We start from the raw sequence: 18,971 nt of genomic DNA, 5'->3' as shown, positions 1-18,971 counted from the left end.
AAACCCACCATGAGCGGACGACTCCTCATCTACGGCGCGACCGGGTACACCGGCCGGCTCGTCGTGGCGCGAGCCGTGGAAATCGGCCTCGATGTCGTCGTGGGCGGCCGCGATCCAGGGCGGGTGGGCGCGCTGGCGGGCGCCCTGGGCGTCGACGGCCGGGCGTTCGAAGTCGACGACGCTCCCGCCGCGCGCGATGCGTTGACGGACGCCGACTGCCTGCTCAACGTCGCCGGTCCGTTCCGGCACACCGCTCGTCATCTGATGGACGCGTCCATCGAATCCGGCGTGCACTACCTCGACACGACCGCCGAGTTCACCACCTTCGCCCTGGCCGAGTCCAAAGGGGACGCAGCGGCACGCGCGAGCGTCATGGTGATGTCGGGTGTCGGCTGGGACGTGGTTCCCAGCGACTGCCTCGCCCTGCACACCGCCCGCCGGGTTCCCGGTGCCGAGAAGCTCACCGTCGCGCTGCGCGTGACCGGCGGGTTCTCCCGTGGCTCACTCGCGAGCTCGGCCGGAATCGAAGAACTGGGTGCCCTGGTGCGCCGGAACGGCGAACTCACGCAGCTCGATGCGGCCGAAACCAGGGCGTTCGACTTCGGCAACGGCCCGGAGAACTGCGTGCCCGCCCCGATGGGGGACCTGATCACCGGCGCCAGGTCGACGGGCATCGGGAACATCGAGGTCTTCCTCGGCACGGATGGAGGCTTCCCGGACGTGGACGACTCCGTCGCGGGCCCCACCGCCGAGGAACGCGCCCGGGGCCGCTACCTGGCGCTGGCCGAGGTGACCGGGCGCGGCGGGCAGGTGGCGCGGTCGTTGATCGACACGCCGACCGGCTACACGTTCACCCAGTTGAGTTCCGTGGAGATCGCCCGGCGGGTCCTCGGCGGGCACTTCGCCGTCGGCTTCCAGAGCCCGGCCTCGGTCTACGGCGCGGGCCTGGCGGCCGGCATCGCCGACACCAGGATCGTCGACCTCTGAGCCGGAGGCGCGCTTCCTGGGTGTGGCACTCCCGGGAAGCGCGTGCCTTCCCGGCGCGGACGGCGGCCACGAGGATCGATCCGTGGAACCGCGCCACTCCGGCGCGGGGTGAAAGGAGACGACGTGATGCCGAGCCGCGCAGACGTCGACAGCTGGATCGAGCGCTGCGTCCACGCCTGGACGACGAGCGACCGGAACGACCTCGCAGCGTTGTTCACCAGCGGCGCCGAGTACCACGAATGGCCGTACGAGACACACTGGATCGGCCGGGACGACATCATCGAAGGCCGGCAGGACCGCGCTGACTGGCAGTGCAACGGCTGGACGTTCGCCTGGGACGTCCTGATGATCACCGGAGGCACCGCGGCGGTTCGCGGTCTCGGCACCTACCCGGAGTTCGGCGTGTTCGGCAACCTGTGGACCCTGACCTTCGCCCCGGACGGCCGGGGCGACGTGTTCCGCAGGTGGAACAACGCCGCGCCGGACTGAGTTCGACCAGGTGTGATCAGTACTTCCTCGCGGCTGCTGCACCTGCTGTCGCTGTTGTCGTCGCGTCCCAGCTGGACCGCTGGCGAGCTCGCGCGGCGGATGAGCATCACGGAGCGAACCGTTCGCCGCGACATCGCGCGGCTGCGGGAGCTCGGGTACGACGTGACGTCCGACCCGGGCCGCTGGGGCGGCTACCGGCTGTCCGACGGCGGCAAGCAGGTACCGCTGGTGCTCGACGACGAGGAGTCGCTCGCGGTCAGCGTGGCCTTGCGCGAGGCGGCGCAGACCGGGGTGATCGGGGACGACCAGGCCGCACTGTCCGCATTCCTGAAACTGCGCCAGCTGCTGCCCGCGCGCGTGGCCTCCCGGCTCGGCGCCATGGACGACGTCTTCGAGCACACCACGCGGGTCTGCGGTCAGCCCCTCTCCCCGGGCATGCTGGCCGGGCTGGCGCGGGTCTGCCGCCGCTGCGAGCGGATCGAACTCGCCTACCGGAACATGCGGGGCGTCGACAGCGTGCGCGAGGTCGACCCGTACCGCCTGGTGTTCACCGGCAACCGGTGGTACCTGGTGGCCCGCGACGTCGCCAGGGACACGTGGCGGACCTTCCGCGCGGACCGGGTGGTCGAGGCCCGCCCGACCGGTCGCGCGGTGAGCTTCGACGATCCGCCGGACGCGGCGCGGTTCGTCGCCGAGATGCTCACCAGCGATTACCCCCTCTACGCCACGGTGCGCCTGCCGCTGCCCCTGGCCGACGCGATGCGCCTGGTTCCACCCACCGCCGGCGTGCACCGGGTGGACGGACCGGACTCCACGATCGTGGAGGTCGGCGGCCAGGACACGGAGTCCCTGGCAATCTACCTGGTGCGGTTGGGCACCCCGCTGACCGTGCTCGCGCCCGGCTCCGTCCGGGAAGAGGTCCGGCGCCGTGCCCTCGCGCTGGCGGACAGCAACACCGTGGCCGGGGCGGCGGATTCGCCGCCCCGGCCGGATCGCTAGGCGACGGTGGCGTCGACCGTGACCGGGATGTTGCCGCGAGTGGCGTTGGAGTAGGGACACACCGCGTGGGCCGCTTCGACGAGCTGGTCCGCCGTGCTCTGGTCCACTCCGGACAGCTCGACGTGCAGAGCGGCACTGAGGCTGAAGCCGCCCTGCGGTGTCGGATGCACCCGGACTTCGGCGACCACGGCGGAGTCGGCAACGCGCACCTTCCGCTGCGCGGCAACCGCCTTCAGCGCGGAGTGGAAGCACGAGGCCCAGCCTGCCGCGAACAACTGCTCGGGGTTGGTCGCGCCGCCGGGGCCGCCCATCTCCTTGGGGATCGCCAGCGAGAGGTCGAGAAGCCCGTCGTTGGTCCGGGCCCGTCCTCCCGCCCTGCCGTCGCCGGTCGAGGTCGCGATTCCGGTGTAGAGGGTGTCGGACATGTTTTCTCCTTGTACGGTCGGTTTCAGCGGGCGGAACGGGCGGCGGATTCGATCAGCCGGGACGTGATGTCCGGGTGCGAGATGTATCCGACGTGGGAGGCCCTGATCTCCACGGTGTGCGCCCCGGCGCGCTGGGCGAAGAACCGCTGCGCCACCGGCGAGATCGCCTTGTCCTGTGTGGACACCAGATACCAGCTGGGGATGGTCTTCCAGGCCGGAGCACCGGAGGGCTCCCCGAGCGCGGCCACGGACACCGGGCGCTGCCGCGCGGCCATCTTCACGACCTCCGGCCGCGGCAGATCGGCGGCGAAGATGTCGCGGAACCGAGCCGGATCGATGGTGGCGTCGATCCCGCCGGGGTACGGGCGGATGACCAGCGCGTCCGGGGTGAGCTCACTTCCCGGGTACCGCGCGGGGTCGGAGAACTGGTTGAGGTTTTCGCCCGCGTCCGGGGCGAACGCGGCGGTGTAGACGAGCGCTGTGACGTTCGCCGAGCCGGTCGCGGCGTTGGTGATGACCGCGCCGCCGTAGGAGTGGCCGACCAGGACCACCGGACCCGGCACGGTGTCGAGGACGCTGCGCAGGTAAGCCGAGTCGGCGGCGAGACCACGCAAGGGGTTCGCCACGGCGAGCACCGGATAGCCGTCACGCTGCAACTCGCCGATCACCCCGTCCCAGCCGGCGGCGTCGGCGAAGGCGCCGTGCACCAGCACGACCGTGGGCTTGGCGCTGTCGCGTCCCTGGACCTCCGTGGTCTCGGTCGCCGAGGACGGAACGACGCCGAGCGCGAGCACGGCGGCCGCCCCGAGCGCGACCGTGGCCGCGACCGGCCTGAGTCGATGTCCGAACTTCACCGGTGTCACCTCCAACAGGTAGACTAACTAGTACGTCTACAACGTAGCACGATCTCCTCCTTGGCGGCGGGCGCTAACCTCGGGACGGAAACGGGCGAGAAAGGGAGTGCGATGGCGCGGGCGGCGACACGGGAGGCGACAGTGCGCCCCTCACCGGTGCGGGAGCGGATTCTGGCCGCGGCCGACGAGTTCTTCTACGCGGAGGGCATCCGCGCGGTCAGCGCCGACCGGATCATCGCGGCGGCCGAGGTCAGCAAAGTCACCTTCTACCGCCACTTCCCCACGAAGGACGACCTGGTGCTCGCCTACCTCGACGGCCGGTCGGCGGTCGAGCGCGGTGTGGTCGAGCACCTGCGGTCCACGCACGCGGATGACGCCTGCGCGGCACTCGTCGCCATCGCGCAGGCGGTCGCGGACACCAGCTGCGCGTCCGGGTTCCGCGGCTGCCCGTTCATCAACGCCGCCGCCGAGTACGCCGACCCCGGCCATCCCGTCCGGCGCGCCATCGTCGCCCACCGTGACTGGTTCGCCGGAGTTCTGACCGACCTGATCGCCGAACTCGGGGTCGTGGATTCACCCCAGGTCGTCGACCGGCTCCTCATGCTGCGCGACGGCGCGATGGTCGGCGGTTACCTCGGCTCTTCGTCGGCCCCGCGCGCCGAGACGCTGATCGGCGCCGGGCGCGCGGTGATCGACGCGGCCCGGCGCTGAGGCGATCAGGCGGCCAGCAGGACGAACTCGGCCCGGCCGGAGCGCACCCCGTTGATCTGCAGTTCCAGGGCGTGCTGCCCCGGGTGGTAGCGCCGGGTGGTCAGCACCTTGAACGAGTGCTCCCGGCGGATTTCGCAGGTCTCGCCGGGCTCCAGCGTCCGGGTGGTCAGCTTGAAGGTCTTGCCGGTCAGGCTGCCGTTGGCCTTGCGGTGGTGCACGACGTAGTCGATCGCCAGGCGTGCGGGCGCGGGTTCGAGGTTGCGCACCACCGCCGTGAAGGTCAGGGTCTCCCCGATCACCACGGTGTCCGCGGTGAGCAGCGGGCCGGCCACCTCCAGGCGTGCCGGGGCGAAACCCTGCAACGCCAGCGCACCGGGGTGCCCCTGCTTGACGAGCGTGCGCAGGCCGTGCCGCACGAGACGCGGTGTGTTGTCGTCGGAGGCCGCCATCCACTCGGTCGCGGTCGCCACGACGAGGTCCGGTTCCCGGCGGCTGATGTCGTTGAGGTGGTTGGCGACCGACCGCCGCACGTACTCGCTGTCGTCCAGGTAGAGCGCGTCGAGGATCGGCAGGGTGGACTTGGGTGCGGCCAGGATGCCCGGCACCCGGACCGCCCACGGCAGCAGTGGACGGGTGCCCTCGGACGCGAGGCGGCGCACGTCCTCGCTGTCCGAACCGGTCCAGGTGCGGATCGTACCCAGCGCCCGTTCGAGGTCGTGGTTGAGCAGGGCGCGCAACGCGAACTCCGAGGACAGCCGGGGGGTCAGTTCGGCCAGCAGCGCGAGAGCGTCATCGAACGCTTCCGTGCCGCCCTGCTCGATGGCCTTGGCCGCGACGGCGCTGGTGACCGGCCAGATCAGCCAGCCGGTGAAGGACCGCGCCTGGACGGCCGCGGCACGCATGGTCGCCGCGAACGAGGCGTAGTCCCCCGGCAGGTCGTCGAGCAGCGCGTCCCGCATCAGGTCGCTGCGTTCCCGCAGCGCGAGCGGCGCCAGAGCGGTTTCGGCCGCCCGGAGCGCGGACAGTCGCGCCCGGGGCGAGACGGTCCGCAGGGCCGTGACGAGGGCACGGACGGTGTGGGCGCCGATCAGTTCGTCGGCAAAGGGCATGAGGGGCCTCCGTCGAGGGCCGGCGATCAGGTCGCCGGGTGCAGAGAAGCCAGGTAGGTCAGCGCCTCCGCGCTGCGGCTGCCGGGCTCGGCGGTACCGACGAGCAACTGCTGGCCGGGTGCGTCATGGACATCGAAGGTCTGGTAGGTCAGCTCCACGCGCCCCGCGTCGGGGTGGGTGAACACCTTGACCGCCCGCTCCAGCGCGCCCACCGACTGGTCGTGCCACAGCTGCGAGAACTCCGGCGAGACCTGCAGCAGTTCGTCCACGAGGTCGCCGATCTCGGGATCGCCGGGAAACCGGCCGGCGCTGAGGCGCAGGGCGTGAACCGTGGCCCGCACGACGACGGTCCAGTCGACGAACACGGTCCTGGCCGCGGGGTGGGTGAACAGGATCCGCACCATGTTGCGCATCTCGCCGAACGGGGCCAGCAGCGCCGAGGCCAGGGTGTTGGCCGCCAGGACGTCGAAGGAGGGGCCCAGGACGTAGGCGGCCGAGGCCGGGAACGCGTCGAGCAGTTGCAGCAGCGACGGATGGACCTGGTCACGTCCGCCGTCCGGCCCCAGCCGCGGGTTCAGGCCGGCGAGCCGGAACAGGTGTTCCCTGCCGTCGGCGCTCAGGCGCAGGGCCTGGCCGATGGAGGCCAGGACCTGCGCCGAGGGGTTGCGCTCGCGGCCCTGTTCGAGGCGGGCGTAGTAGTCGGCGCTGACGCCGGCCAGGACCGCCACCTCTTCCCGCCGCAACCCCGCCACCCGGCGGCTCCCGCCCGCGGCGGCGAGCCCCGCGTCGGCGGGATCAAGCCGGGCGCGGTGCGCGCGGAGGAATTCGCCGAGGGGACCGGCCGAGGCTGCGGGCATACCCGTGATGGTAGCCACGGGCACCGGCACGGTGCGGTTCATGCCCGCTGGAACTCCTTCGAGGACAGGCCGTTGATGGTCGTGCTGCCCTGCTGGTAGCCGACCCCGACCGCGTCGAGGAAGGGGTACGGGTAGTCCAGCTGGGGTGTGGTGAGCGCACCGAGTTCGGCGAGGTGCCCGGCCGACAACGTGACCTCGATCGAGGCGAGGTTGTCCTCGAGCTGGCGCAGCGTTCGGGCTCCGACCAGGACCGAGGTCACCTCCCGCTGCTGCCGCACCCACGCCAGCGCCACCGCCGCGACCGTGGTGCCGAGTTCAGCCGCGATCCTCGCCAGCGCGTCGAGCAGGGTGAAGGTCTTCTCCGTCAGCATCGGCGCGGCGTAGCCGGAGCGGCCGGAGTCGGCCACACGGGTGGTCTCCCGCGAGTACTTGCCCGACAGCACGCCGCTGGCCAGCGGGCTCCACGGGGTGATTCCGAGGCCGAACGCGCGGGCAGCGCCGAACTGGTCACCCTCCACGGTGCGGGCCAGCAGCGAATATTCGACCTGCAAGGCCGCGACGTTCTCCCAGCCGCGCAGCGAAGCCGTCGTCACCGCCTGCGCGATCCACCAGGCCGGCGTGTTGGACAGCCCGATCGCGCGAACCTTGCCCGCTCGCACGAGACCGTCCAGGGTGGACAGCGTTTCCTCCACCGGGGTGTGCCGGTCCCACTGGTGCATCCAGTACACGTCGACGTAATCCGTGCCCAGCCTGCGCAGCGACCCCTCGAGCTGGGACATGATCGCCTTGCGACCCGCGCCACCGGCGTTCGGGTCGTCGGGGAACAGGGTGCCGCCGAACTTGGTCGCCAGCACGATCCGGTCCCGCTTGCCGGCGTTGCGGGTGAAGTAGGCGCCCAGCGTTTCCTCGGACGCGCCACCGTTGTACTGGTTCGCGGTGTCCACGAAGTTACCGCCCGCGTCGAGGTAGCGGTCCAGGATCGTGAACGACTCCTCCGGCGCCGAACCCCAGCTGCCGTCGTCGAAGGTCATGGCACCCAGCGCGAGCGGGCTGACACGAAGGCCGGAACGGCCGAGGGTGCGGTACGAGTCGAGCTGCATGAGCGGTCGTCTCCCTGTGAGTCTCCCGGCCGGTGTGCCGGTACCTCGAGACTCCCGTGGCGGACGGTTCCGTGGAAGGACACGGCTTCCTGGGTGCGCCACTCCTAGGAACCGGCACCGGCTTCGGAGCGCGCGACGGTCCCGCGCGGGGCCGGCACTCAGCCGTCGCGCAATGACAGCGCCAGCCGGATGTCGCGGGCATCGGACATGTGCTGTCTGGCGATCAGGCCGGCTTCGGTGCGGTTGCCGGCGCGAACGTGCTCGAGGATCGCCAGGTGCTGTTCGTGCGCGACCTGCCACCGGCCCGGAACGCTGAGCGTCGTCGCGGGCAGTCTCGCGACCTGCATCGTCAGCCGCGCTTGAAGGTCGGCGAGTGCGACGTTGTGCGCGGCCACGGCGAGCGCGTCGTGAAACGCCCGGTTCGCTCGCATCAGATCACCGGGCTCCACCACGGCCGCGTCGAGCCGCCCCTCGGCCTCGAGCAACTGCTCCATCCGCAACAGGTCCAGCTCACCACGACGCTCGGCGGCATCCTCGGCGATCGCCTGCTCGAGCCAGGTCCGCGCGCGGTAGATGTCGTTGATCTCCTCGGGAGTCCTCGTCCGCAACCGCGCTGTGGTGCCATTGCGCTCGATCAGCCCATCCTGTTCCAGACGCACCAGGGCTTCGCGAACCGGGGTCCGGCTGACCCCGTAGCGAGCACTGAGCGCGTGCTCGGAAAGCCGGTCATCGGCAGTGAGCCGGCCGGACAGGAGATCCTCACAGATCCTGTCGTGCAGGGGCCGCCTCGACTCGTCGGCCTGCTCACTCGCTGTCATCGTCACCTCCGCGGCGAGTGTAGCGCCGCCGAGGTGCCGCTCAGGCGTGCGCATCGACTGCACGCGGACGCTCTTCCCTCCGCTCGGCGGTCACCGCGTCCGGGGCGAAGCGTGCGGCGATTGCACTGATCAGAGCTGTTGCGATCATGTACCCGGCGAACGCCCACGGGCGGCCGGACTGAGCCGACACCAACGCGGTGGCGATCATCGGCAGCGGCCCACCGAAGAGCGCCCCGGCGACCTGGACACCGAGGGACAGCCCGGTGTAACGGACCCGCGCCGGGAACAGTTCCGAAAAGAAACTCGGCTGGGTGCCGTAAACCGCGCCGTGCGCGATACCGAAGGACACCGCCATCGCAACGGTGAGCAGGAGCCCGGAGCGCTGGTCGAGCAGCCAGAAGAACGGCACGGCCGTGACAGCCAGAGCCAGCAAGCCGCCGATGTAGATCGGCCGCCGTCCGACCCGGTCGGACAGGGCCGCGAACACGGGCATGGCCACCACCTCGACAGCGGCACCGATCGCGACCGCCAGGAGGACGGTGGTGCGGTCGAAGCCGAGGGTCGCCGTCGCGTACGACAGGACGAAGGTGGCGAAGGTGTAGAAGAAGGTGTTCGGGCCCATGTGCGCCAGGATCAGCAGAACGACCTGGCGGGGATGCCGCCGGACGGTCTCGGCCAGTGGCGTCCGGGCCACCTCACCCGCCGCCTTCGCCTCCGTGAAGACCTTGCTCTCGGTGACACCGAGGCGGATGAACAGTCCCACCACCACCAGCACGATGCTCACCAGGAACGGAATCCTCCAGCCCCAGCTCAGGAACTGCTCGTCCGGCAGACCGCCGATCGCGAGGAAGACCACCACCCCGGCGATCAGGCCGAGCGGCACTCCCATTTGCGGCCAGCAGGCCCACAACCCGCGACGCCCGGCGGGGCTGTGCTCGAAAGCCATCACGACGCCGCCGCCGTACTCACCCCCCACCGCGAACCCCTGCAGGACTCGCAGGGTGACCAGAGCGATCGGGGCGGCGACCCCGATGTCGGCGAAAGTCGGCAGCGCGCCGACGAGTGTCGTCGACAGGCCCATCAGGAGCAGCGAAACCACGAGCATCTGCTTGCGGCCGATCCGGTCACCGAAGTGCCCGGCGATGATGCCGCCCAGCGGGCGTGCCAGCCAGCCCACGGCGAAGGTCGCGAAGCTCAGCAAGGTGCCGACGACCGGGGAGAAATCGGGGAAGAACAGCTGATCGAAGACCAGGGCCGCGGCGGTGCCGTAGATGAAGAAGTCGTACCACTCCACAGTGGACCCGATCAGGGAGGCGACGGCGACGCGTCGGCTTGAGGCGGGGATCACGGGCATCGTTGTCCTTTGAACCGTTGAACCGGAGAGCTGAAACCTGTATACAGGTGCATGGCATGACATACAAGAGCCCCACCCGAGGAGTAGGTGTGTTCACCGAGCTCGACGAAGCGCAACAGGACTTCGCGCAGTCCGTGCGGGCCTTCGCCAGGAAGCATCTGGCGGACGGCGCGCTGACCAGAGCGCACGATCCGGCGTTCCCCTGGGACGTGGCCGAGCTGTTGGCCGGCCAGGGACTGCTCGGCCTCGCTCTCCCGGAAACCGACGGGGGCCAGGGTGGGTCCCTCATCGACGCGATCATCGCCATCCAGGAGGTCGGCGCGGTCTGCCCCAAGAGCGCGGACATCGTCCAGGCGGGCAACTTCGGTCCACTCCGGACCTTCGCCGAATACGCCACCGCGGACCAGAAGCGCCGCTGGCTACCCGGCCTACTGGCCGGCCGCGCGCTGATCGCACTCGGCATGAGCGAGCCCGAGGCCGGATCCGCGGTCACCGACCTGACGACGACCGCGCGGGAGGACGGGGACCACTACGTCCTCGACGGGACGAAAATCTGGTCCACCCACAGCGTCGACGCCGACCTCTTCCTCGTCTACGTCCGGTTCGGACCGGGCGTAGGTGGCATCGGTTCCGTTCTCGTGGAACGGGGCACCCCCGGCCTGAGCCACGGCGAGCCATCGGAGTACATGAGCGGCGAACGGTGGGCGCAGCTGTACTTCGACGGCTGCCGCATCCCGAAGGACAACGTCCTGCTCGGCGCGGGCGGGTTCAAGAAGCAGATCAGCGGCTTCAACGTGGAGCGTCTCGGCAACGCGGCCAGGTCGCTGGCCCTCGGTCGGCTCGCTTTCGACACGGCCAGGGAACACATTTTGGGACGTGTCCAGTTCGGCCGCCCTCTGGCCGAGTTCCAAGGACTGCAGTGGAAGGTCGCGGAAGTGGCCGTCGCCCTCGACTCGGCGCAGATGCTCCTGGCCCGTGCGGCACAGCCCGCCGGGGGCGGGCTGCCGACCGCCTACGACACGGCGGTCGCCAAACTCGCCGCCAACGAGGCCGGTTTCCGCGCCGCGAACGAGGCCGTACAGCTCATGGGTGCCATGGGCTACAGCAAGGAGAGCCTGGTCGAGTACTGCCTGCGGCGCACCCGCGGTTGGATGATCGCCGGCGGCTCGCTCGAGATCCTGAAAAACCGGATCGCCGAGGAAGTTCTGGGGCGCCGGTTCAGTCAGCGGTCCGGCCGATGACGGCGGTGGAACGAGCTCCGCTGACCGATCACCCCCTCGCGCAGGCGTTGTTCGCGCCGCGCAGTGTCGCGCTCGTCGGCGCCAGCTCGGATCCGGTCAAGGCCTCCTCTCGCCCCTTGGGCTACCTGCGCCGGGATGAGTTCCCCGGCTCCGTCTACCCCGTCAACCGGCGTGGCGGGATGATCAACGGCGAGCCGGTGTACCGGGCGCTCGACGAGCTGCCCGAGGTTCCCGAGCACGCGTTCCTGATGACTCCCACAGCGGCCGTCGTCGACACGGTGGAGCAGTGCGGCCGTGCCGGTGTCCGCGTCGTCACCGTGCTCACCGGCGGCTTCGCCGAAAGCGGCGTGGACGGGGCCGCTCGCGAACGAGCGCTCCGAGAGGTGGCACTGGCCTACGGGGTGCGGGTACTCGGGCCGAACAGTCTCGGTGTCGTCAACCCGCATGCCCGCCTCGCCCTCACGGCCAACGCGGCGTTCAGCGAACCGGACGTACCGCGTGGCGGGATCATGGTGGCGTCGCAGTCGGGCAGCCTGCTGGGTGCGCTGTTGTCCCGGGGTCGCGACCGCGGTCTGGGTTTCGCCCGCATGGTCTCCACCGGTGGGGAAACCGACCTGTCACTGGGCGAAGTCTGCGAGTCGACGGTCGGCGACGACGAAGTGACCGGTTACCTGCTGTTCCTGGAATCGCTGCGACACGCCGGCCGGTTACGGCAGTTCGCCCGGGCCGCCGCGGATCGCGGGAAGCCCGTTGTCGCCTACAAACTGGGCCGGTCCGCGGTCGCCGCCGAGCTCGCGCAGTCGCACACCGGCGCTCTGGCCGGCGAGGACGATGTCGCGGATGCCTTCCTCGCCGACTGCGGCATCGCCCGCGTCTCCACACTGGACGGACTGCTGGAGGTACTCCCCCTGCTGCGCAGGGTGCGGCCCCGGGAGCGGGGTGCCCCCGCGCGCCGAGTCGGTGTGCTGACCACCACCGGCGGCGGCGCGGCCATGGTGGTCGACCAGCTCGGCCTCCGGGGCGTTGAGGTCGCAGCTCCCTCGGACGACACCCGGCGCCGCCTCGCCGCGGCCGGGGTCGAGGCCGAGCCGGGTGCCATTGTGGACCTGACTCTGGCCGGAACCCGGCCGGAGATCATGGGCACGGCGGTTGACGTTCTCGGCAGCGCGCCGGAGTTCGACCTTCTCGTCACGGTGGTCGGCAGCTCCGCCCGGTCGCAGCCCGAACTCGCGGTCGCGCCGCTGGTCGAACGCGCCGCCCCTGGCGTCCCGCTGGCCGCGTTCGTCGTGCCCAGCGCTCCGCAGGCCCTGTCCATGCTGGCCGCGGCCGACGTGCCGGCCTTCCGCACTCCCGAGTCGTGCGCCGACGTCGTCGCCGCGGCGCTGTCCCGCCCGGCACCCCGGCAGACCCGCACCGGGCGCCCGGACCACGCGCCGGCGCACCTGCTGGACGAGGCGAATTCCTACCGCAGGCTGGCCGACCTGGATGTCCCGGTCGCCCCGTACGTGGTGATGCCGGTGCGCGGACCGGTGCCCGACGGGCTGCGGTACCCGGTGGCGGTCAAGGCGCTGTCCGCGGACCTACCCCACAAGTCCGACGCCGGCGGAGTCGTACTCGGTGTCAGCGGGCCGGACGAGGTCGCAGCCGCGGCCGCCCGGATCCGCGACGCGGTCGCGCTGACCGGCGTGGAGCTCGACCGGGTCCTGGTGCAGCGCATGGTCCCGGCACTGGGCGAAGTTCTCGTCGGGTACCGGGTGGATCCTCAGGTCGGGCCGCTCGTTCTCGTCGCGGCCGGGGGTGTACTGGCCGAACTGCACCGTGATCGCGCGGTGCGCATGGCACCGGTCGATCCGGCGACCGCCCGTGAAATGCTCGACGAAGTGACCTCACTGCAGGCGCTGCGTGGGTTCCGCGGCGCGCCGGAGGGTGATCTCGACGCTCTCGTGGACCTGGTGGTGCGGTTGTCCGCTCTGGCCGGCAGCGAGGATGTCCTGGAAGCGGAACTGAACCCGGTCCTGGTCGCCCGGGCCGGTGACGGAGTGACGGCGGTGGACGCGGTGGTCCGCGTGCGCACCGGAGGATCGAAGGAGGGGCAATGACGCCCGCGAGACTGCAAGAGCTCGTGAATGCCGACCCCGCGCTCGTGCGGCGGGGGCGCCTGGTGAGCGGGGCGGTGCGGATCGATGTCGGCGATGAACAGTGGTTCCTCGACATCTCGCGAGGACGGGTGGAGAGCGCCCGCTACGGGCCGTTGGTCATGCCCGCCACGCGCCTGCGCTTCGCCGCCTCGGCGGCGGAGTGGACGGCGTTCTGGGAAGCCCGGCCACGGCCTGGTCATCACGACCTGATGGCCCTGCTGAGGCGGCGCACCCTGCGGGTCGAAGGAGACGTGCATCTGTTCATGTCCCACCTGCGCTATTTCAAGGATCTGCTGGAAAAGCCGAGGCCGGCCGTGAGGAGTGCCGCATGACCGCGTTCGTGGAGCCGATCGTCGGACGCTACGTCCACATGGACCTTCCCGGCGGCCGCTTCCGGATCCACGTCGAGGAAGCCGGCGACGGGCCCGTTCCGTTGCTGTGCCTGCACACCGCGGGATCCGACAGCAGGCAGTACCGCCACCTGCTCAACGATCCGCAGGTCACGTCACGGTTCCGGGTGATCGCCTTCGACATGCCCTGGCACGGCCGGTCATCGGTGCCCGCCGACTGGCGCGACGTCGAGTACGAGCTCACCTCCGACGACTACACCGCGATGGTGCTCGGGGTGAGTGACGCGCTCGGTCTCGACCGGCCCGTGGTGATGGGCTGTTCGATCGGCGGCCGCATCGTGCTCAGGCTGGCGCGCGAGCACCCTGATCGTTTTCGAGCGGCGATCGGCCTGCAGTCAGGAGCGGCCGTCGCGCCCTACTACGACCGCGACTACCTGCACCGCCCCGACGTCCACGGTGGCGAGGTGTGCGCCGCGGTCGTGTCCGGCCTCGTCGGTCCTGCCGCTTCCCCACAGGACCGCGCCGAAACGCTCTGGCACTACGCACAGGGAGGACCTGGGGTCTTCAAGGGCGACTTGCACTTCTACAAGGACGAGGCGGACAGCCCCGGCCAGCTCGCCGCGATCGACACCGGACGCTGCCCCCTCTACCTCTTGACCGGCGAGTACGACTACTCGTGCCTGCCCGAGGACACTCTCGCCGTCGCCAAGGCGGTTCCCGGGGCGACCGTAGTGATCATGGAGGGCCTCGGGCACTTCCCGATGAGCGAGGACCACACCGCGTTCATGACGCATCTCGGGCCCGTGCTCGACGAGATCGCGGTGGCGGGGCGATGAGCACCCCCGACCTGGCGTCCTACATCGGCGGGACATGGACCCACGGCACCGGCACAACATCGGTGGCGGTGACCAATCCCGCGACCGGGCAGGCTGTCGGTGACCTGCCTCTGCTGGCCGGGCGGGATCTCGATGCCGCCCTCGACGCCGCCCACGACGCCTCCCTGCGCTGGCGGAACACCTCACCACTGCGCCGTGGCGAGATCCTGCGCACGGCTGCCGCGCTGGTGCGTGAACGGTCGGCGGAGATCACCGCGGCGATCAGCCTGGAACTGGGCAAACCCCTGCGCGAGGCACGGGTGGAGGTGCGCACTGCGGCCGAGCACATCGAGTGGGCCGCCGAGGAGGGGCGGCGGACCTACGGGCGGGTCATCCCGGGCCGCGAACCCGGTGCGGTGCTGAGCACCCGCCTGGAGCCGCTCGGTCCGATCGCCGGATTCGCCCCCTGGAACGCACCGGTGATCACGCCGGCGCGCAAGATCAGCGGAGCGCTCGCCGCCGGATGCACCATCGTGCTCAAACCCGCTGAGGAGACACCCTCACCAGCGCTTCACCTGGTGCACGCGTTCGAGGACGCGGGGCTGCCCCCGGGCGTGCTCAACGTCGTGTTCGGCGAGCCGGCGGAGGTCAGCCGGAGGCTGCTGAACTCCCCTGTCATCAAGGGCTCCACGTTCACCGGGTCGACCGCGGTCGGCAAGCAACTTCTGGCGCAGGGAGCGTCCACGGTGACCCAGATGATCATGGAGCTGGGCGGGTACGCGCCGGTGTTCGTCCTCGCCGACGCCGATCCAGCCGGTGTGGCCGACACGGCGGTGATCGCGACCATGCGCAACTCCGGTCAGGTCTGCACGTCACCCAGCCGGTTCTACGTGCACCACACGATCTACGAGGAGTTCGTGGCACGATTCGCCGAGCGGGCGGAGGCGATGCGGGTCGGCGACCCCTTCGACGAGCAGGTCGACATGGGACCGGTCGCGACAGCCGGCCGGATCGAGGCGATGGCGCGGCTCACCGAGGACGCCACGCGCCGTGGCCTGCGGGTCGCCGCAGGGGGAACCACGGTCGACCGGCCCGGCTTCTTCTGGCGTCCGACGCTGCTGGCCGGCGCCGGGGACGACGCCGCGATCGCGAACACCGAGCCTTTCGGTCCGATGGCGGCTGCCACCCCGTTCACCGACCTCGGCGCCGCCATCGACTCGGCGAACCGGTTGCCGTTCGGCTTGGCGGCTTACGTCTGGTCGAACGACCTGGCCGCGGTGCACCGCCTCACCGACGCGCTGAACGCCGGTTCGGTATCGGTCAACCGATGGCAGGCGTCTCTTCCCGAGACGCCGTTCGGCGGTGTCGGCGAAAGCGGTCTCGGCTCCGAGGGCGGGATCGAGGGCCTGCGGGCGTTCCAGCGGATCAAGTTCGTCAACCAAGGATGACAAGGGAGTCTGCGCTGAAGACAGAGTCACGGGACGTATCAGGACCGATCAGCTATCAGGTGATGGATGGCGTGGCCGTGGTCCGCATCGACAACCCTCCTGTCAACGCCAGCACGGCCGCGGTGCGGGCCGGACTGCTGAGCGCGGTCCGTGCCGCGGCGCGCGATGACGCGGTCACCTCGGTCGTCCTCATCGGCACCGGGAACACGTTCGTGACCGGATCGGATCTCCGCGAGTTCGACGGTCCGCTTCCCCGGCCCCAGCTGCCCGAGGTCACCGCGGCGATCGAGGTCTGCGCCAAGCCGGTGGTGGCCGCGATGGCCGGCCCGGTCCTCGGCGGCGGCTTCGAACTTGCCCTCGCCTGCGATGCCCGGGTGGCCGCGCGCTCGACGAGCGTCGGCCTGCCCGAGGTCGGTCTCGGCATGTTGCCCGGCGCCGGCGGCACCCAGCGCCTGCCCCGGCTCGTCGGGATGGCCCGGGCGCTGCACCTCGTGTGTTCCGGTGAGCGGTTGGCCGCCGGGCAGGCTCGGGAGGCCGGTATCGTGGATGCGCTGGCGGAGGAGGACCTCCTGGGCGCGGCGATGGCGTTCGCGCGCACCGCGGTGAAACGCAACCTTCTCGACCGCCCCGTGGTCGCCGATCCGCCTGGCTCGGTAGAAGAAGCGGTGCGTCGCGCTCTGGCGGCAGGTGAGGGACGACCGCAGGTGGTGGCGGCGACGGGGGCGGTGCTCATGTCCGGAGCGGTCCCGGCCCGCATCGCACTCGCGCACGAGCGAGCCGAGTTCGACAGGCTGCGCACGAGCGGGGAAGCCCGCGCCCTGCGCCACCTTTTCTTCGCCGAGCGCTCCGCGACGCGCGAACACCGGTGGCACCGGACATCCACCGGGCACACACAGCCGATCGCCGTGATCGGGGCCGGAGCCCAGGGCGTGGGCATCGCGCGGACCCTCCTCCGCACGGGCCATTCGGTCGTTCTGGTCGACACCTCCCGCGAAGGGCGGGACCGGGGTACCACCGCACCAGAAGCCGGGCAGCGAACCGGTTCGATCACCACGACCACCGAGCTCGGTGACGCTTCGCACTGCGGGCTCGTGATCGACTCGATCGTGGACGACCTGGGCGCCGTGAAGAAGCGGGTCCTCCACGATCTAGGAGAGCTCCTGCCGACCCACACGGTCATCGCGTCCCACCCGTGCGACCTCGGCCTCGACGAACTGGCGGGCGAGGTGCCCGAGCCGAGCCGGGTCGTCGGCATGCACTTCGTCCCGCCCGTCCACGCAACCGGAGTCGTCGAGGTCGTCCGCGGCGCTCGAACCAGCCCGGCCACGATCGCGCGGGCGGTCGACCTGATCCGGGCGATGGGAAAGGTGCCGGTGGTAAGCGCCGCGGGGGCCGGCTCCCTCGGCGGCCGGGTGTGGCGCGCCTACCGCACCCAGTGCGACAACATGCTGGCCGAGGGCGCGCCCGGAGACCAGATCAACCGTGCACTGCGCGCGTTCGGCATGGCGACGGGACCGTTCGAGGGCAACGGCGTGGTCGTCGACGGCGGAGCCCGCCGGCCATTCACCGACGAGGAGATCGTCCGCCGCGCCGTCCTCGCGATGGCGAACGAAGCTACCCGTCTGGTGGACGCGGGCATCGCCACTCGCGCATCCGATGTGGATCTGCTGATGACCCTCGGCTACGGCTTTCCGCGCCACCACGGCGGCCCGGCGTTCTGGGCCGCCGTGGCCACGGAGAAACCCACAGACCCCTCCGACGCGCCGGGAGCCGGATCCCTTGGCGCGGATCGCGGCCGTCCTCAAGAGCGGGCGGACGGCGCCTGATCCGCGTGCACCGGCGTTCGCCGGACACGGCCACGGCGGTGGCGGGACGCAGATCCGTCCACTGTGGCCGCAACGCCAAGCCGGCTGACTCGACGTGCTCGGCGCGAACGCCGGCAGTGGCAGCTAAGCGATCCTGTTCGAAACCCCGAAGGGGTCCGCGACAAGACGTTCGGCACTCGCCGAGGATCGGCCGTGATCAGTGCGGTCGCACACTGAAGGAATCCCCTTGACGCGCTCGATGAGCCCGGCGACCCCGAGGTGCTGCGCCGTCGCGAGTACGCGCTGGAGATCGTGCCCGCCTGCCCGGGACTGGACGCCCAGACAGCCGCGGCGGCATGGGTCGCCTACTTCGCGCCTACGGCGGCCTTGTGCTCAGCGGCGGCCTGACGGAGGTGATCACGTCGTCCTCGCGCCGTCGGCCCCACCCCAGGACCGACCGGGGCTCGACGGCCCCGACGCCATGGACGGCCCACCTGCGCCGAGTCAAACCGCCAGTTCAGCAAGGTCCTCATCGAGATCGGAGCGTGACTGTGCAGTTCGGACTGTTCGGTGTCAACCTATTCACCGGAGCCGGCGCCGCCGGTGCCCGCCACATCGCGGTTCTGGCCGAGGAACTCGGCCTCGAATCACTCTGGGCCGTGGACCGCATCGTCCTGCCCTCGGGATACGAGACCGGCTATCCCTACGACGAGTCCGGCAAGGTCATGGGCGGACAGGAGGAGTTCGACGTCGCCGACCCACTCGTCTGGCTCACCTTCGCCGCTGCGGTCACCGTGCGGATCAAGCTGGCCACGGGTGTGGCGATCCCGCCGTTGCGCAACCCGGTGGTGCTGGCCAAGCAAGTCGCGTCCCTGGACGCGCTCAGCGCCGGGCGCGTGCTGCTCGGCGTTGGCATCGGCTGGCTCGAAGAGGAGTACCAGGCAGTCGGCGTGCCCTGGTCCGATCGCGGCCGCCGGCTCGACGACTACGTCGAGGCGCTGCGCGCACTCTGGCGCGACACCCGGGCAACCGTCCACAACGGACATGTCGATTTCGACAACGCGATCAGCCTCCCCCACCCCACCGGCGGCTCCGTGCCCGTGGTGGTCTCGGGCAACACCCCGCGCGCGGCCCGGCGCGCGGCCCGGCTCGGCGACGGGTTCTTCCCCGCCGCGAAGACACCCGCCGAGCTGGCGCCGCTTCTCGAAATCCTCCGCACCGAAAGCCAGGCGGCCGGCGGGGACCCGGACGCCATCGAGATCACGGTTTCCTACGCCGGTGAGCCCGCCGCGCTCGACCCGGCTGCCGACGGTTTCCAGAACGCCTTCGACGATCTGTCGGAACTGTCCGAACGATTCGAGAAGCTGGGCGTAGCGCGTGTGCTGTTGCCCGCCCTTCCCGAACACGCGCTGCGCGCGGTGGCCGAGGGCCTCGCCGATCGGTTCGGGCCGGCCTGATCGAAGGCTGCCCC

Annotated in this window: 18 protein-coding genes; 11 read left to right on the top strand and 7 right to left on the bottom strand. The window is 70.8% G+C overall.

What is annotated here, in order from left to right; genetic code table 11:
* Window positions 1-9 precede the first annotated feature (9 nt).
* The 3 genes from HNR02_RS25730 (at window position 10) to HNR02_RS25720 (ending at window position 2,475) form a co-directional block, all read left to right on the top strand.
* Window positions 10-987: a saccharopine dehydrogenase family protein gene (locus HNR02_RS25730; protein WP_179776167.1), complete on the top strand. Its 978-nt coding sequence runs from the start codon at window positions 10-12 to the stop codon at window positions 985-987.
* Between the two features lie 126 nt (window positions 988-1,113).
* Window positions 1,114-1,476 (top strand): nuclear transport factor 2 family protein, encoded by a 363-nt coding sequence (locus HNR02_RS25725; RefSeq protein ID WP_179776166.1) that lies wholly within the window; start codon window positions 1,114-1,116, stop codon window positions 1,474-1,476.
* A gap of 12 nt (window positions 1,477-1,488) precedes the next feature.
* Window positions 1,489-2,475 carry a helix-turn-helix transcriptional regulator gene (locus tag HNR02_RS25720; RefSeq protein WP_179776165.1) on the top strand — a complete coding sequence of 329 codons (987 nt, stop codon included), beginning with the start codon at window positions 1,489-1,491 and terminating at the stop codon, window positions 2,473-2,475.
* Here the strand turns inward: HNR02_RS25720 and HNR02_RS25715 are convergent.
* Entirely contained in the window at window positions 2,472-2,900 is a 429-nt protein-coding gene (locus HNR02_RS25715; protein ID WP_179776164.1) for an organic hydroperoxide resistance protein, read from the bottom strand. The two genes, HNR02_RS25720 and HNR02_RS25715, sit on opposite strands and share 4 nt — an antisense overlap.
* A 23-nt stretch (window positions 2,901-2,923) precedes the next feature.
* The gene (locus HNR02_RS25710) at window positions 2,924-3,754 is read right to left on the bottom strand and encodes an alpha/beta fold hydrolase (protein WP_179776163.1); all 831 of its coding nucleotides are present in this window, start codon (window positions 3,752-3,754) and stop codon (window positions 2,924-2,926) included.
* 141 nt (window positions 3,755-3,895) lie between these two features.
* Here HNR02_RS25710 and HNR02_RS25705 point away from each other — a divergent pair, with 141 nt between their 5' ends.
* Window positions 3,896-4,465, top strand: coding sequence for a TetR/AcrR family transcriptional regulator (locus tag HNR02_RS25705; protein WP_218914265.1), 570 nt, complete (start codon window positions 3,896-3,898; stop codon window positions 4,463-4,465).
* Between the two features lie 5 nt (window positions 4,466-4,470).
* Here the strand turns inward: HNR02_RS25705 and HNR02_RS25700 are convergent, their stop codons facing one another.
* The 5 genes from HNR02_RS25700 to HNR02_RS25680 form a co-directional block, all read right to left on the bottom strand.
* Complete coding sequence (locus HNR02_RS25700; RefSeq protein ID WP_179776161.1) at window positions 4,471-5,574, bottom strand: DNA alkylation repair protein; 1,104 nt, start codon at window positions 5,572-5,574, stop codon at window positions 4,471-4,473.
* 26 nt (window positions 5,575-5,600) lie between these two features.
* On the bottom strand, window positions 5,601-6,431 hold the full coding sequence (locus tag HNR02_RS25695; RefSeq protein ID WP_179776160.1) for a helix-turn-helix transcriptional regulator: 831 nt from the start codon (window positions 6,429-6,431) through the stop codon (window positions 5,601-5,603).
* A gap of 38 nt (window positions 6,432-6,469) precedes the next feature.
* Window positions 6,470-7,531, bottom strand: coding sequence for an aldo/keto reductase (locus HNR02_RS25690; RefSeq protein WP_179776159.1), 1,062 nt, complete (start codon window positions 7,529-7,531; stop codon window positions 6,470-6,472).
* 158 nt (window positions 7,532-7,689) lie between these two features.
* Window positions 7,690-8,403, bottom strand: coding sequence for a GntR family transcriptional regulator (locus HNR02_RS25685; RefSeq protein WP_246339366.1), 714 nt, complete (start codon window positions 8,401-8,403; stop codon window positions 7,690-7,692).
* On the bottom strand, window positions 8,390-9,697 hold the full coding sequence (locus HNR02_RS25680) for an MFS transporter (protein WP_218914264.1): 1,308 nt from the start codon (window positions 9,695-9,697) through the stop codon (window positions 8,390-8,392). The genes HNR02_RS25685 and HNR02_RS25680 overlap by 14 nt, the downstream gene beginning before the upstream one ends.
* Before the next feature lie 62 nt (window positions 9,698-9,759).
* Here HNR02_RS25680 and HNR02_RS25675 point away from each other — a divergent pair, with 62 nt between their 5' ends.
* From HNR02_RS25675 to HNR02_RS25645, 7 genes are all read left to right on the top strand, one after another.
* Window positions 9,760-10,944 carry an acyl-CoA dehydrogenase family protein gene (locus HNR02_RS25675; protein ID WP_179776156.1) on the top strand — a complete coding sequence of 395 codons (1,185 nt, stop codon included), beginning with the start codon at window positions 9,760-9,762 and terminating at the stop codon, window positions 10,942-10,944.
* Window positions 10,941-13,043 (top strand): acetate--CoA ligase family protein, encoded by a 2,103-nt coding sequence (locus HNR02_RS25670; RefSeq protein WP_179776155.1) that lies wholly within the window; start codon window positions 10,941-10,943, stop codon window positions 13,041-13,043. The genes HNR02_RS25675 and HNR02_RS25670 overlap by 4 nt, the downstream gene beginning before the upstream one ends.
* Complete coding sequence (locus tag HNR02_RS25665) at window positions 13,040-13,414, top strand: SCP2 sterol-binding domain-containing protein (RefSeq protein ID WP_179776154.1); 375 nt, start codon at window positions 13,040-13,042, stop codon at window positions 13,412-13,414. Before HNR02_RS25670 ends, HNR02_RS25665 begins: the two co-directional genes overlap by 4 nt.
* A complete protein-coding gene (locus HNR02_RS25660) occupies window positions 13,411-14,268 on the top strand; it encodes an alpha/beta fold hydrolase (RefSeq protein ID WP_179776153.1) in 858 nt (285 codons plus the stop codon). Before HNR02_RS25665 ends, HNR02_RS25660 begins: the two co-directional genes overlap by 4 nt.
* A complete protein-coding gene (locus tag HNR02_RS25655; RefSeq protein WP_179776152.1) occupies window positions 14,265-15,695 on the top strand; it encodes an aldehyde dehydrogenase family protein in 1,431 nt (476 codons plus the stop codon). Before HNR02_RS25660 ends, HNR02_RS25655 begins: the two co-directional genes overlap by 4 nt.
* Window positions 15,696-15,757: 62 nt before the next feature.
* A complete protein-coding gene (locus tag HNR02_RS25650; protein WP_179776151.1) occupies window positions 15,758-17,521 on the top strand; it encodes an enoyl-CoA hydratase-related protein in 1,764 nt (587 codons plus the stop codon).
* 524 nt (window positions 17,522-18,045) lie between these two features.
* Window positions 18,046-18,957 (top strand): TIGR03619 family F420-dependent LLM class oxidoreductase, encoded by a 912-nt coding sequence (locus HNR02_RS25645; RefSeq protein WP_179776150.1) that lies wholly within the window; start codon window positions 18,046-18,048, stop codon window positions 18,955-18,957.
* Window positions 18,958-18,971: the final 14 nt, after the last annotated feature.

The sequence above is a fragment of the Amycolatopsis endophytica genome (genome assembly GCF_013410405.1).
Taxonomy (GTDB): Bacteria; Actinomycetota; Actinomycetes; order Mycobacteriales; family Pseudonocardiaceae; genus Amycolatopsis_E; species Amycolatopsis_E endophytica.
Note: the sequence above shows the minus strand (reverse complement) of the source record. Positions and strands in the feature narration are given on the sequence as shown.